The following is a 16,075-nucleotide window of genomic DNA, read 5'->3' as shown; positions in this document are numbered from 1 at the left end:
GATCATCTTTCTTTTCTCAGCCACAGGGCGGCCATACCTGCCGCCGCACATGCACAGAAGGGAGAGAGAGGCGCCTGCGCGGCGTCCCTCCCTTCTGCCTCCTGCGTCACCTCAACGGTCTCGAAAGTACTGTTCCGAGGGTAGAGGCTCACAACCTCCCTGTTATCCCCGGAGATCCTGGCAACAGGCACCGTGGAGACTGTCACCCTCTCTCCGTCCACACTGACCCGCAGGTACGCGAGGGTGTGGTCGAGGCCGTTTTCAAAACCCGGGGCCTTTTTTTCGGCAAGAGGGAAGAGTTCCTCCCCGCCGCACGGGATCACGAAGTATGGCGTCCCGTTGACTTCGTAGCGCTCATAGGCATGGACATGCCCGTTGAAGACCGCCGTTACGTTGTAGCGATCGAAGAGTGGCGCCCACTCCCTCTGCAGGACGCGGTCGCCGCCCCAGTGACGTTCATTGGACGAGTAGACTGGGTGGTGGAAGGCGACGAAGATCCGGCCCGAAGACCGGGCGAGGTCGGCCTCCAGCCAGGCAGTCTCTTCGTCGATCCTTCCCTTTGTCCAGTCGTTCGAGTCCAGGACGACGACATGCGCGTCGCCCCAGTCAAAGGAGTACCACTCGGGGACGCCGAACGCGTCATAGTACGGCGTCCTGTTCCCCTCGTGGTTGCCGAGGGCAGGCACCAGGGTGGTGTTCGCAAGCATCCCCCTCGCCGCCGCGAAATACTCGTCCCATTCAGCGAGGTCATTCCCGAAGGTGACGAAGTCGCCGCAGTGGATGACAAAGGAGAGGTTTTCCTCCTCCGCGATCCTGTCGGCAACGAGTCTATGCCTCTCCATCTGGGTGAAGAGGGGGACCTGTCCCCTCGTGTCGCTGTACACCGCGAAGGTGAAAGGCCCCTGACCTGCGGTCATGAACCGGCAGTCAGGGCCCCTCGCATCCCCTGCAGTGACGACATAATGATACATCGTCCCGGCTGTGAGGTTCGTAAGCCGCATATGGTGGAGGGTCACACCAGAAGGGTCGGTAACGGTGTGGACGTACTCCCCGGCATTTTCAAACTCATCGGCAGTCGCATAGGAGACATTCCCGCTGGACGGCCCTGCGGTCTTCCAGGAGACGACGGCCGTCGTCTCGTCGGTACCGGTGACATACGGCCCCCAGAGAAAGGTGGCATTCCCGGCAGCAACGGCTGAGGGGATGATCAGGAGGAGGAAGAGGAGGAAAGTTCCTGCCCCTCTCATCTCCTCAACCTGACTTCGCACGTTGTCACCTCGTTGGGTCTGACCAGCACGTCATCGACTGTCCGTGAGTCAGAACGGCCGACGACCTTGACCGAGTAACTGCCGAGGTCCATGCCGGTGAAGAGGTGGGGCGTCACCTCGCCGGTGTTCTGGCCGTAGAGATAGATCTTCGCTCCTTCAGTCGTGCTGTTCACGTACAGGGAACCACTGGCATAGGACGCAAGCATGAACTTCACGTCCACCTCATCACTCCCCTTCGGAACGAGGACCACATCTTCCTTCGGCAGGTAGCCCGGTTTGGTGAGCATGGCCCTGTGGCGTCCGGGAGAGACATTCTCAACGACGTACGGGGTCGCATGCCCGGTGTCAAAGCCATCCACGAAAATCTCGGCGCCCTGGGGGGTAGAGTCCACCCTGAGGGCGGTCAGTCCCCCGGTCTCCGGTCGGAGTGTCAGGGTGCTCCCGTCTTCGACAAAGTCCGAGATAGGGACAGAGATATAGGAACTGTTCCTGCTGAATGATACGAATGAATTCAGTCCGCCGAACTTTATCTTCGCAGGTATTTTCTTCCCGGTATAATACCCGTTGACAGAACAGGGTTCGCCCTTGTAGCCGGGAACCTCGACGGTAAGGGTCTTTTGCATCACATGCTCGTTCCGGTCGAAGCGCACGGGGACGACCACGCCCGGAGAGACCCAGACCTCCTTCGTGTCGATTTCATAGGAGGCCTTCGCCTTCTTCACCTTCACGCGGTGGAGACCTTCTCTGAGGCCGTTGACCACCTGCGGAGTCTTCGGATCGATCTTTTTGTTGTCGATGTAGATGTCTGCCCCGGCGTCGCTCGCCTCCACAGATATACCGCCTGAACGAGAGTCCATACCCTGGACTGCGGCGAGGGTGATGCAGAGGGGGTCGACATCGAGGTTCGAGTTGCGGGGTTCGAGGGAGACGGCGACATCTGTGTCCTCTTTGAGGTTGAAAGAGGTCTCGTAGGGACGGTAGTTCTCCAGTTCGATCCTGAGAGTGTGGTCTCCTGCCGGGAGGTTGGGGAGAGATGCCGGGGTGATCAGACCGGTGTAGTCACCGTCCAGGAAGACCTGCGCACCTGCGGGGTGGGTGATGACGGTGACCGCGGCATGGGAGGCCGAAGGTGTCACCTCAGGGACAGGTGTCAGGGTCGGGCCGTCAACATCCTGCTCTGTCCCGGCAGGCGCTGGAGTTTTTTCATTCTCCTCGATGCCGAACCACCCGGCGATCATCGTCCAGATCCCGGAGAGGAGACCTTCAGAGGTTTCTATCTCTGCTGGCGGCATGGAGGCAGTAGGTGTCACAGGAACAGTGGTGACTTCAACAGTTGTTGTGGTCGTCTCTGTCGGCGGCACTGTCGCGGTCGTGATCGGTATGGCCGGAGCAGGCATTCTGGTCGCGGCAAGGAGGACGATCCTGTTCTCCATGTAATCGCCGGGATCGCCGGTCGGGATGCTGGCGATCTCAACCGTATTTCCTGCATCCCTGAGATAGGGGGTTACATCGACATGGCCGATGCTGACAGCGTCCTCACCGCCGGAGAGGATGTTGGTCCACTCCCCGTCATTGAGGACGACGCGGTTTGTGAAGGTTTCATTCCCGGCCGCCCCGGTGCTGACGACGGAGAGACCGACGACGGTCTGATCGTCCTTCCCGACAGGGTCGGGGAAGTCGGCGGTGGTGCAGGCATCGTCCTCCGTGATCCCCCACTCCGGGTCGGCCTGGATGATGTCGGCACCCTCGGCAATCCACCAGGAGGTGCAGTTGCCCGAGGTATCGGGAAGCGGTACGACGAGGACACCACCAGAAAGGGTGAGCGAGCTCTCATCCTCTCCTGCATTCCGGACATGGAGAGTATGGTTCGCCGGCGGGAGTGTCTTTATAGGATAATACCAGGTCTCGACTGCAGGGCTGCGTCCCTCCGCATCGTCGACATAATACGTCTCTGCCCTGAGATCCATGTTCCCCACGGAGACTTCAAGGTCGGTACCGTCTTCAGACGGACTGCCCGTGTTGTTTGTCCCGAAGAGATAGAGGCGCACACCGGGGGTCTTCCCAATGCCGGTTGTGTTCAGGAAGAAGGTGCAGGAATCACCGCTCTCTAGGGTGCAGAAACCTCCATCAGAGGGGATGACCTGCACCGTGCCGTTCACTGTGCCATGGTCGGCGACCGTGAGGTCAGAACCCTTGAATCCATGGGGCCTGCTCACGCTGCCGTCAGAACCACCTGAACCACCCTGAGAGGGGGAAAGCTGGCTGTGGATGATGATCTGGTTGACCGTCTGGACCGAGTTGCCGCTCGCAGAGGGGTACTCGTTGTTGTAGTAATACCAGTACTCTTCATCCCAGGACTCGTGCATGTCCCAGTTGCCCCAGACATGCATCCCCTGCTCATTCGTTTCAGGAGTAAGGAAGTAGAGACGCATGCCTTTGTCGAATCCTTTATCAACATATCCGGTGTCCCCTTCAGGCCCGGTGTCCTTGCCATGGTACCACGCGATCACCATCGGCCCCTGCCTGGGGTTGGGGGTGATGATATACTCGGCCGGCCAGGTTTTTTTCATGCCGTCCGAGGCCTTGACCGTCACCATATCCCCTTCTACCGCACCGTCGACAAGGTTGCAGAGATCCTTCACGTCTGTGCCCATGAACTCCCCGTGGTCCTTAAACTCAAGGTTGACGTCCTCGGTCGGGTTCCAGTAATCATAGGGTTCATCGGGGTGGACTTTCTCCCATGCTCCTTCGAAGATCGGCCCCTGATTGTAGTAGACAGTCTCGCCGTCCCCCTGGACAGGGAGGTTATCTCTCATCCACTGCCAGGTGACCGTTTTTTCGGCGAGGACGGTCGTGTCGTCACTCGCCAGTTTTGTGACGGTGATCTCGATCGTTGCGGCCGACACTGGCACTGCGGCCACCGCCATCATGAAGAGGAGAACGGCAAGGAGAAGGAGGGATTTTTTTCCCATGCCATATGCTGTCGGAGTCATGGCGGGGCCTCATCTCCTGAGGGCGCAGACGGCGCAGAGGGCCGCAATGACCACGACAATCCCGAGGGGTGCCTGCGTACCGGGTACCGTCTCTGTGTCTGCCGCACTGTCATGCATATAGATCTCAAGGTCGCTCACCTGCTTGATCGAGAGACCGCTCGTCGACGGCCATTGCCCGCTGAAGAGGTGCCACTCGTCCTCGGGCAGGGTCTCCTTCATATCATTGTCCCCGAAGACATGCCAGCCCCACGGGTTTGTCGAGTTATCGGCAAAGAAGATCAGGCGCATGCCGTCATAGTACTCAGGGGCATAGCCCGAGCCCTGCGGGTCGCCGGTCACGGAGTCCTCGCCGACATACCAGGCAAGGCCCATCGTCGCTTTACCGGAGTCTCCGGCATAGACAGTTGCATGGGAGAAGTTCTTGTAAAATCCGTCCTCCGCCCTCACCTGCAGAGTGTCGCCGGGTTCCATGCCGCCGACGAGGCCGCAGAGGTCCCTGACGGCCGTTCCTTTCACGGCGCCATAGTCCCTGCTCTCCACATTCTGATACTCGGCAGGATCCCAGAGGTCTGACTCATTGAAGGTCGGACCCTGGTGGTAGTAGTGAGTCGTCCCGTCGCCGAGGATGGGGAGGTTCGTCTCCATCCAGGTATATTCCAATGTCGTTTCGTTGATAATGGTCGTGCCGTCAGGGGCATACCTGACGATATGGACCTCAGTCGTCGCCGCCACCGGCAGGACAACCAGACAGACGGCGATAAGGACGTTCGGCACAATGTTATGACTGTTCATATTTTCCACCACACATGATGACTTGCCGTTCTCCGGGCATAAAAAAAGAGAGGATTTTACCTTCTCCTGAGGAGGAGAAGGGCGCCGAAGGCGATGAAGGGCAGGGCCCAGAAGACCGGTGACTTCTGCGGGGTAGTGGGAGTAGGTGTCGCTGCCGTTGTCTCATTGATCGCCGGTGTCGGGGCCGTGACCTCTCCCGCCGGTGCCTGCACATCGTCGGGAGTCACTGCCGAACCTTTCTCTGCCGTGATGGCAAAGAAGGAGAAACCCGGGGACTCGGCCGAATAATATGCCATCCCGTCCTTCTCCTCGACAAAGGTCGTGTCCAGACGGTTCCACCGGTCGTTTGCGTACCGCAGGAGGGTCACGTCGCCGGCCGAAACGCCTCTGGCCTTCAGCCATCCAGCGCCAACGGCAAACTCGATCGTGGTCCCTTCGATCGCCGACGGGTCGGTCTTGTACAGAGTGATCTCTTCGATCTCGTAGACCTCGCCCTCAGGTGCCGGGACGTCCTTCGGCAGTTTCGCCACCTTCACCGTGAAGAGGAAGTGTTCGATCTGGTCATAGGCGCGGACCGTGATCGTCGAGAACGCTGTCCGGCTCACGGAGAAGGACTTCGACTCCCCTGCCGGGATGGAGCCTGAAACGGCAGATATTGCCGCCGTACCACCACTGGAGTGGCTGGAGGGGTATACCGGTGATGAGGGTTTTGTGCCGCCGACCGCAAAGTACGAGAAGCCCGGTGTGGTCGCCGTGAAGTACGCGGAACCGCCGCGGCTCTCAAGATAGGTCGTCGGGAGTTGCTGCCAGGCACCGTCGTGGTACCGCATGAGCCTCACGTCCTTTGCCGCGATCCCCTGTTCAGAGAGCCAGGAGAGCGGGACGGAGAAGGTGATCCTGGCCTCCTGGATGGAGTCCTGGGGCTGCGGGTACAGGACATGGACGAGCTGATAGACCTGACATCCGGGTGCCGGCACGTCCTGCGGGAGAGTGCCTACCGCAGAGACGGCAAACTCGCCGCTGTTGATATCATCCTTCGCCTTCAGGGTGAGGTTCGAGAAGGCGCAGTTTTCGACGGTAAAGTTCTTCTCAGAGCCTGCCGGGATGGTGCCGATCTCCTGAACGGCATCGCCCATGCCGGGCGGGATGAAGGCTATCCGCACGACGCCCTTCGTCGATGTGCCTACATCGTCTCCGACAAGCCTGAGAGGCCAGCTGCTGTCCTCGGGCTGGATGTGCCTGCCGTCGAGGGAGTTGGCGAGGATGAAGTTGGTGTCGTCATAGCGGCTCAGGTTCTTGGAGTCGATGGTCGTCTCGGTACCGTCCGAGGCGACGATGTGGATGGTGTAACCCTCGGCCGCCATCTCGTCGTTGAAGGCCCGGCCGGTGTGTTCGTTGTCGTCGTCAACCCAGCCGACAACACGCCAGAGGGGCATGCCCTGCCAGACACGACCCTTGTTGTCCTTATACTCGGCCCGGTGGGTCGCTTCACAGGCGATACCTTCCTCGAAGTAGTGCTTGCTCATCGAGGTGGAGATGGTGCCTTCAAGGGAGAGAGTCCAGTCCTTCTCAGTCTGGTAGATCTTGATGGTAGCGATGTTCCGTGCCGATAGGCCGCCTGCAGAGGGATACTTTATGCCACTATCGAAGTAGAAGTGGTGATACTGCGGGGCAAAGGAGACTCTCATGTCCTCGTTGCCGAAGACCGTGTCGGGCGTGATGAAGAACAACCTGTAGCCGTTGCCGTAGTCGGGCACATAGCCTTCGTCTTTCTTGTACCATGCGAGGACTGCGGTACCCTGCTGGTCAAGGGGCGCATAGACATTGTTGTAGTTCATCTTGGTCTGATACCCGTCGCCCGCTTCGAGGGTGATCTCGGTACCGGGTTCCATGCCACCGACAAGGTCGCAGAGGTCCTTGATGGACGTACCCTTCACAGCGCCATAGACCTTGCCGGGATCGACGTTCTTGTTCTGCTCGGGGTTCCAGAGGTCGTCCGGATCGAAGGTCGGGCCCTGGAAGCGGTAGACTGTCTCGCCGTCGCCGTAGACCTTGAGGTTCTCCTGCATCCAGGTGTAGTTGAGGGTCTTCTCGGCGACGATGGTCGTGCCATCCGCGCCGTACTTGATGATCTGGAGGTCGGGGATCTTGGTCGGTTTCTGGAACTCGGTCAGTTCGATCTTGGCGATGCTGCCGACGCTGTTGCTGCCTGAGACGGCAGGACCGACAAGCCGCAGGGGCCAGGGTGCCTTGCTCCCGTCCTTCGGGAGAGCGGTGCCGTTGAGAGTGTTTGCAATGATATACCCATTGTTCCGGGCGATGTCCTTGCTTGAGAACTCCTTGGAGTAGCCGTCCCCGGCGGTGACGATCACCTTATAGCCAGCCGTCGCCGCACCATCGTTGAAGCCGTTCGATCCGTGGGGGATGCGGTCGTCGACCCAGCCGCAGAGGTCCCAGAGCGGGAGGCCGGACCAGCGTTCACCGGTCTCGGGATTGGTCCAGGTAGCCGTGTGATGCGAACAGTCGACCGCCTGCTCGAAGAATTCCTCGGTGGCGGTGTAGTCGATCTTCCCCTTCAGCTTGAGGTTCCAGGAGCCTTCCGGCGCCGGGCCGGGGATGAGGTCGACAAGGTCGATTTCCACGATATTCTTCAGGCCTGTACCGACGGAATCGCCGACGAGCCTGAGTGGGTATGATGAATCGGTATCGGCAATCGGCGTGCCGTCCAGTTTGTCGGCAAGGATGTAACCGCTGCTCCTGTTGATCTGCTTGCTCCCGAAAGACTGGTTCTGCCCGTCTCCAGCAAAGAGTTTCACGGTGTAGTTTGTCGCAGCAAGTGCGTCGTTGTAGGTCCAGTGGTCGGTGGTCTCGATGTTGTCGGAGACGCCGACAAGGAACCAGAGAGGGACACCGCTCCAGACACGGCCCTTGCTGTCAGTATACTCTACACCACCATGACAACCGGCTTCTTCAAATTCAGCCTGGGTGATGGTGTCGTTGACCACACCGCAGACCTTCAGGGTCCATCCCTGATCCGGTTCAGGGAGACCGACAAGTTCGATGGAGACGATGGCACCGACAAGCTGTCCGGCATCGGCTTCGGAGCCCTTGATCTGAAGCGGCCAGCAGGGCTTTTTCTTATCACCGATCGTTTCGGGGAGGGCTGAGCCATTGAGGGTATTCGCAACGATGAAGCCATCGCTCCTGGCCATAGCGGCACTCGGGATGTTGATCGAGTAGCCGTCCTTCGAGGTGACCTTCACCGAGTACCCCTTGGCTGCAAGGGCGTCGTTGAACTTGTAGTGGTCGCCAGTCTCCTCGTCATCGACCATGGCGACGAGCATCCAGAGGGGCATGCCAGCCCAGCGTTCACCGGTTGCTGGATCGGTCCAGTTCGCCGTGTGGCTGGACTGACAGGCGATAGACTGTTCGAAGTAGGCCTTCGTGACCGTCTGCATCGTCTTGCCCTTCATGGAGAGGGTCCAGTCGCCGGGCGCAGCAGCAGCCTTTACGGTGAGAAACACAGCGGCTTCGGCGTTCTCCGGGGTGGTCGCACCCTTCGGACCGTAGTAGAAGTTCACCCTGTCGCCGTCGACGAGGGAACGCTTGTTAAGACCGTCGGTGCTCGGGTTGCTGTAATCGTCGAGGGCTATGTCGTTCACGTAGCAGGTCCAGCTCTTCTGGCTCTTGATGAAGGGGTAGGTGCCGATGTCATCAAGCATCAGGATACCAGAATCGGTCCACTTCTTGTTGGTGACTGCATAGGTGAAGCCTTCAGACTTTGCAACGGTGTCGAGGGCGCCAAGCGGGGTTCGGTACGGGATCTGATAGGCCGGGCCCTGGCTTGAGGTCACAGTGGTTTCCCCTTCGGGAAGGTAAACGTCCCCTTCGTAGAGGAGATCCACACCTGTAGACGCTGCCCTCACCGTCACATCCGCAGCACCCTCGACGGTGTCGTTCTTTGTGGCGACCGTCGTCGTGCCTGCTGCATGTGCAGTGAAGTATCCGGTCTCGTTCACGGTCCCGACAGTTTCATTGCTGCTCGACCACTCGAAGGTGAGGCCGGTCATCGGCCGGTCATTCTGGTCGAGGGCAGCGGCGGTGAACTGCTGCTTTTCGTTCACCTTCAGGTCGGCGACAGCGGGAGTAACATTGATCGAGGTCAGCACGGGGGGGATGCCAACGACAGAATACGCACTTGTACCTGGAGCGGTTCCCCCGGCAGCATTCACATTATTGGTCCAGGAGATGCCCTGTGCCTGGTTGGCGGCAAGGCACCAGCCATAGGCATTGAAGGCGGCGAAGGTCTCAAGGTTCTCGAAGGAATACTCGACCTTCACCGCACCTTGACCTTCATCGGAAAGCCCGGCGAAATTCGCTGATTTCAGGTTCCCGGCATTGAGATCAATGAACATGAGACTGAAGGTGTTGTTGGTGTCGCCCATGTCCTGACCTTCGTACAGCGGGAGGCCAGGCGGCAGATAAGGTTCTACCTTGCCGGGGCCGGGCTTCCACATCTGCGGTCCGTAGATGAAATCTTCCTTCGTGAAGGTTTCGTCCACCGCACCTTCAACATAGGTGTAGTTGGTGGGGGCTTGGTTTTTGACTGAAGAGGGGATCCAAGTGTACCCGCTCGACTTGATGTGGACGGCAAAGTCGTCGGGAATCGTGCCATTCACGGCAAGCAGAAGGACGATGGTATCGTCAAAGCCGCGGCCGCCGGTGTTCGAGACATAGAAGGTGCCGGACTGGTCTTTGCTCGTCGTCACCTGACCGGAGGGCAATGCCGCATCTGCAGTGATATGAAGTTCGTTCAGGCCACCGCCATCGGCCTTGATGTAGTAGGTGCCGTTGTTCCCTGTTCCATACACGCCGCCATCGAGGTCGTACTTCACGCCATCCGTATTGGAGACATTGATGAAGATGTGGCGTGTCTGTTCCAGCGGCTCAGCCGCCGCCGGGGCAATACAAACGGCCGAAAGCAGGAGGAGAAGGAGGACCAACCCCCATTTCCACTGCATGCGGCCTAAATCATTCGTACATATTGTCATGTTCTTCAGTCCTCAGACTTTCATTTCTAGAATTCCCGTGGGGAACGGGGGAGTTAAACAAACTTTTTTAACATTTTGTGGATATTCAGGGCTAATTTTTGCAAGACAACGATATTAATGTTCTGAATTGCCTGAAAAGTTAATGGGGTGTGGTTAACGCCGCCGCGGAGGGCCGAAGAGGAGACGACAGAAAAAAAGAGTGGAGTATCTGTCAGTGCCGCCGGAGAAACATGAGGAGGGCAAGGGCCGCTACAGCGGGTAACCAGCCTGCCGGCGACTTCTGAGGTGCGGTGGTCGCACTCGCTACCGGTGTAGTCTTCATATCCGAAACAGTTGCATCATTTGCGGCCTTCCCGCCGATCACAAAGAGAGAGAGCCTCCCGGCCTGTGCCGTAAACTCTACCGACCCATCTTTCTCCTCTCCGGCAACAGTCGGGAGTGCCTGCCATTCTCCGCCTACCCGATGCATCAGCGCGACATCCTCCGCTTCAAGGCCGTGGTCGGCGATCCACGTAGAGGGGACATGGAAGGTGAGGGCAAGAGATGCTGGCTCGGCCTTCGCACCCTCGAGTCTGAGCTTCAGGTAGCGGTAGACCTCGCCTTCGGGCGGCGCACCGCCGCCGGCCGTCTCGGTGTCCTCCACCACAGCCAGGAAGGGCGCCCGCTGCTCAGGGAGGGTCACCGAGACATGGGAGACCACCGGGTTGTCGATGAGGAAGGCCTTGGTCATCATGGAAACCGCCCCGGACTCCGCACCGGCGGCGGCGCTGACGGGCGTGCCCCGGGTTGTGACAAGGACGGCAAGACGGTTCACCAGGACACCACCGTCATCGGCATTCTTCTGCGCTCCGATGGTGACGGTGTTCTCGCGGGGGAGGAGAGCGCGGGCAGTGTCGAGGTCGGCCAGCAGCACGGAACCGTTCCGACCGAAGGCACCGGGCCACTCCCGGTCGTTGAAGCCGACCCTGCCGCCGCCGTCGGTCCATGCCTGCGGCCCGGTGCCGACGACGTACAGCCTCGCCGCACCGACGCAGTCGAGGTCGAGACGCTCGTCGAAGACCGTCCTCGTCACGGCGTCCTCTTCATAGACTCCTTCATCAGCGTCGATGGCGACGGCGTCGCACCCTTCGGCGACCTGCCAGAGGATCTCGGGGAGGGTCGGGTCCTCACGCACGACAAGGAGGGCGCCGCCGTCAAGGGTGCAGACAGCACCCTGCGAATCGGTGTTCCTGACCTCGATGGAGAGACCGCCTTCTGGGAGACGGTTCATGTCGAAGGCATAGGTGGCGGTGACCGGGGCGTCCTTCCCGCCCTCGCGGTCGGTGGCTGTGCGGTCGGGAGAGACCGACCGCCCATTGAGCGTGAATATCAGGGCAGGGTCAATCCCCCTGTCATCCTGTTTCGACCCGTCCACGAAGAGGTAGAGGGTCGCCTTTTTCACGGTTCCCGTACCGGACGGAGGAACAAGGGATAGTGTCGCACTCCCTCCCCCGTCAAGGAGGACGGGGGCACCGTTGGTCGTTACAAGGGCCACATGACCATTTACCTCCCCGCTTTCCTGCTCGGTGAACTCAGATCCAGATAATCCGGAAGAGGCACCTGTATCCGAATCCCCACCGCTGCCCGGTGCCACGTCTCCTCCCTGCGGCGCAGTCCCGATGACCGCGTAGCCGCTCGAACCCTCACCGACAATCCTGTTTGTCCAGGAGATGCCCTGGCCCTGATTGGACTGGTTGCACCAACCATAAGAATTGAAAGCCGCAAAGGTTCCGAAGTTCTCGAACTCGTACTCGATCTTCACGGCACCCAGATCCTTCAGGCCATCGATCTGGGAATTTTTGCCAATATTACCGACATTGAGGTCGATATAGACGGTATGGAAGGGGTTCGAACCGTCGGAGACGTCCTGACCATAGTAGATGGGATATGCCCCGGGCAGATTGTTCCCGGCAGGCTTCCAGGTCTGTGGGCTGTACTTGAAGTTGTCCTTCGTGATCGTTCCCTCATAGGCCCCGTCGACGTACTCGATCTGATCTGCTGTGGGCGGCATGTTCAACACCGGCGTCGGGGTCCACCTGTATCCACTCGCCCTGATATGGAGGGCGAAGTCGTCAGGAATGGCGCCATTGACGGCGACCATCAGGATCATGTCGTCAAAGAAGCCGCGACCGCCTGTTTCTGAGAGATAGAAGACACCCGACTGTTCTTCAGTTGTCGTTACCTGCCCATAGGGCTCGGACTCGGGATCGGTTGTGACATGGAGGGCGTTGAGTCCGCCGCCTTCGAACTTGAAGAACTTGGTCATCCCATCTGAGAGGATGAGGTCAAAATTGCTGGTGCCGGGCATCGTGATCCCGCCGACGTCGTCGGCAACCGCGGGGGCGATGCAGACGGCAGCCAGAAGCATGGCCAGAGCCAGAAACACATGTCGTGATTTTATTCCCTGATTCATGATAATCTCCTTTAGGTCATGGTATCAAGCAGAAACGAAGGTTATACATCCATATTCTGGATTATGCACAGATTATTCTTATGATCTGAAAAATGTTCATCAGATCTCGTTAACCTTACCTGGCCAGAAAAAAGAGAGGATTCAGTCCCTCTTCAGGAGGAAGAGTGCGCCTATGGCGACAAGAGAGAGGAACCACGGTACCGGCGACTTCTGCGTCGTCGGGGTAGTGGTTGCCGGTGCGGTCGTCTCCGCGGCGGCGGTCACCGTCACGGTCGGCGTGACTGTCTCCCCGACCTGCTGACCGGCAGAGGCGGTCGTGCCCGCGGCAATCGCGAAGTACGAGAATCCCGAGGCCTCGGCCGAGTACAGCGCCTGGCCGTTCTCCTCCTTCAGGAAGGAGGTTTTGAGCGGCTTCCAGGCATCCTTCTCATAACTGAGGAGGACGATGCTGTCGGCGGAGAGGCCGTGCTCTTTGATCCAGGCCGTCGGTACCGCAAACTCAAGAGTCACTGTGTCGATCGCGGCCGGGTCGGCCAGGTAGAGAGTGGTCTTGATGACCTCGAAGGTCGTCTGAGCAGGGGCGTCCACGCCCTTCGGCAGGGAGGACCTCTCCACCGTCACAAGCATGTCGTCGATCGCGTCCCAGGCAGCGACCGTGATCCTGGTGATCGCTGTTTCTTTCACAGCAAAGGACTTCGTCTCCCCGGCAGGGATGGAACCGGAGATCGCGGCGACGTCAGAGTTTCCACCACCGGATGACGAGTGCGAGGAACCAGTCTCCCCGCCGCTTGTTGTGGGTGAGACTGCGGCCAGACCGAAGACCGAGAGGCCCTTCGGCGAGAAGGCCTCGAAGACCATGTTCCCGTCGGCATCGGTGCCGACGAGGACCGTTTTCAGGACTTCCTTCGTGCCGTCCTCCGCGGACCTGATGATCTTGACCGCATCGACGCCGCCGTGGGCATCGACCCACGCAGGGCTCACGGTCATCCGGATCGTGGCATCGGAAACGTCCTGCTCGTTCGTGAGGTTCGTCTTCACGATGTTCAGCGTGTAAGCGACCGCGCCGAGGTTCAGGCCGTCGCCCGAGGCGGCGAGCTGGAACGCGCTCCGGGCATCGGCTGAAACGTTCTGGGAGACGGTGGTTTTCAGGGCGGCACCGGAGGGGATGCCGGTCAGGTTCGCCGCAAGGGAGGCGGTGACCGTGCCGAGATCGTCGAAGATCGTGGTGACCGGCGTGGTGGTGAGGGTGATCCCGGCGACCGTGCCGGTCACGGTGCCGTTCACAACGGTGGGAGCGCCCTCGGTCTCGATGATGAGGCTGAAGGTGTCCTCGTCGATCTGGATGGTGTTGCCGGAGACGGTGGTGTTGGTGGAGGTGGTGTTGATCCTGACCTCATGCGTGCCGTCGCCGTTCTCCGTGATAGTGCAGCCCGGGACGTTCAGGGGCAAGTCTTTCGTCTGGTCGCCGTGCGGCGGCGTCACCGTCACCGTGGCCGTGCCGACCGCACCATTCGCCGCGGCGCTGACCGTGGTCGTGCCGATCTTGTGGGCGGTGAAGACGCCGGAGGCGTTCACCGTGCCGACGGTGGCGTCGGACGACGTCCACCCGAAGGCGAGGGGCGAGATCTCAGCGCCGTTGTCGTCATAGGCGACGGCGCTGAACGTCAGGACGTCGCCGGGGGTAAGCGAAGACGTCTGCGGCGTAAGGACGATCGAGGCCGGAACGAGAATGACGCCGTCCTTATAGGGGCCACACAGGGGGTAATTGTCGATCTGTGACGTACGTATCAATGGAATTATGAACGGGTCGTCACCAATACCGTCATTATTCGAGTCATTACAGGTAAAGAGGGGACCCCAGAAGTTTCCGAGGTACGAGGACCGCGCCTCACCGTGGACCATATAGGTCACCGGTTCGGTGGAGTTCCACTGCCAGGATGCAGGGTGTTGACCACCGTTGCCTAGGGATCCAAGTGCGGAGGAGGTATTAAACGTGTTGAGATATGCGGTGTTTGAACCGCCTCTTATAACCCAGAATGCATGTTGCCCGCCCGTGAACGTGTTGGACACAAAGATGTTGTTGGTGGCGTAACTCGGATAAATACCAGCGATGCTGACATTTCTAAATTGATTTTCTGAGATAACATTTGATTCCGAACTTGCCAGACTCAGTCCATATTCAGTGTCATGGATCTCGTTCTTCACTATAGTGTTGTCCATGGCACAGACCAAGACTAAACCATATGTACCCATTCCCCCTGGGATTCCATAGAGAACATTGTTGGAGATCGTGTTCCCGCTTGCTCCCCTGCCTATTTTGTCCCATAAGGACACCTTGCCATCCAAAAAGATCCCTTTGGCGGACACATCACGAACAGTGTTCCCGCTGATAGTGGAGTTGTGCGCTTTTCTAAGGCAAATACCTAAATAGTTGTCGAAAACCTCATTTCCTGCAATGGTAAGGTTATCGCATTCATAGGAATAGACGGCATTTCGCCAGTACCACATATCGGCAGAAGGATTATTACTCAGGTTGGGAGTTGTCCCGGTGAGTGAGAATCCCTCGACGGTGACGTTGTCCGATTGTATCGTGACGATGTTGCCGGTCGGATCCGCCGGCCGGATGATCGTCGATGACGATCCGTTCATCGATCCCAGATACACAGAGCGGTCGAGGACGACATTTTCAACATAGGTGCCGTCCCTGACGATGATGCGGTCGCCATCGAACGCCGCGTCGACGGCCGCCTGGATGGTGGTGAAATCTCCTCCGCCGGAGGCATCGACGTACAGGGTGATCGGACTGTCGGGGTGGACGGTGATGGTGGTGTTGCCTTTCACCGTGCCGTTTGAGGCGGTGACCACCGTTTTGCCGGCGGTAAGGGCGGTGAAGTACCCGGTGGCGTTCACCGTGCCGACCGTCTCGTTGCTGCTCGTCCAGGCGAAGACGAACCCCTCCATCTGGTTCCCGTACTGGTCGATGGCCGTTGCATTGAGCGAGAGTCCATCCCCTTTGAGGACGAGGGGTTTCTTCGGCACAAGAGAGATTGTGGTGAGCTTGGGCGCGGTGTTCTCGGTGATCGCATAGAGTTTACTGTCGCTCGACCCGACGTAGATGGTGCCGTCCGCGCCGATGGAGGGTGCGTAGAAGAACCGCGAGGTGGTATTCGGATTGGCGAACGTCCACTTCAGGGTGCCGTCGGAGCCGATCGCATAGAGGTTCCGATCGTTCATGTCGGTGGACGGGATATAGACGGTACCTTCGACATCGACGGCCGGTGCCTCCGTGATGGTGCCGGTGGTAGTATAGGACCACTTCAGGGTGCCGTCGGGGTTCACGGCGTTGACGGTCTTGCTGGCCGAACCCACATAGATCGTGCCGTCTCTGCCGATCGCCGGGGACGCAACGGCGCCGCCGGTGGCGTACGACCACTTCAGGGTGCCGTCGGGGTTGATTGCATAGAGGCCGCCGTCGGCCGAACCGGCGTAGATCGTGCCGTCCGAACCGATCGCAGGGGC

At 59.4% G+C, this 16,075-nt stretch carries 6 protein-coding genes; all 6 read right to left on the bottom strand.

What is annotated here, in order from left to right:
• Positions 1-2: 2 nt before the first annotated feature.
• Positions 3-1,268, bottom strand: a complete 1,266-nt coding sequence (locus BP869_RS07465) for a metallophosphoesterase family protein (protein ID WP_342678348.1) — start codon at positions 1,266-1,268, stop codon at positions 3-5.
• Complete coding sequence (locus BP869_RS07460; RefSeq protein WP_342678347.1) at positions 1,244-4,261, bottom strand: PEGA domain-containing protein; 3,018 nt, start codon at positions 4,259-4,261, stop codon at positions 1,244-1,246. The genes BP869_RS07465 and BP869_RS07460 overlap by 25 nt, the downstream gene beginning before the upstream one ends.
• 9 nt (positions 4,262-4,270) lie before the next feature.
• Positions 4,271-5,053: an argininosuccinate synthase gene (locus tag BP869_RS07455; RefSeq protein ID WP_342678345.1), complete on the bottom strand. Its 783-nt coding sequence runs from the start codon at positions 5,051-5,053 to the stop codon at positions 4,271-4,273.
• A gap of 56 nt (positions 5,054-5,109) precedes the next feature.
• Positions 5,110-10,074, bottom strand: coding sequence for a PGF-pre-PGF domain-containing protein (locus tag BP869_RS07450; RefSeq protein ID WP_342678343.1), 4,965 nt, complete (start codon positions 10,072-10,074; stop codon positions 5,110-5,112).
• A gap of 241 nt (positions 10,075-10,315) precedes the next feature.
• Complete coding sequence (locus BP869_RS07445; RefSeq protein ID WP_342678341.1) at positions 10,316-12,511, bottom strand: DUF3344 domain-containing protein; 2,196 nt, start codon at positions 12,509-12,511, stop codon at positions 10,316-10,318.
• Positions 12,512-12,697: 186 nt separating this feature from the next.
• On the bottom strand, positions 12,698-16,075 hold a 3,378-nt coding region (locus BP869_RS07440), incomplete at its 5' end, for a NosD domain-containing protein (protein ID WP_342678339.1).

The sequence above is a fragment of the Methanofollis sp. UBA420 genome, from assembly GCF_002498315.1.
GTDB lineage: Archaea > Halobacteriota > Methanomicrobia > Methanomicrobiales > Methanofollaceae > Methanofollis.
The sequence above is the reverse complement of the archived record's forward strand: the minus strand, read 5'-3'. Positions and strand labels throughout refer to the sequence as shown.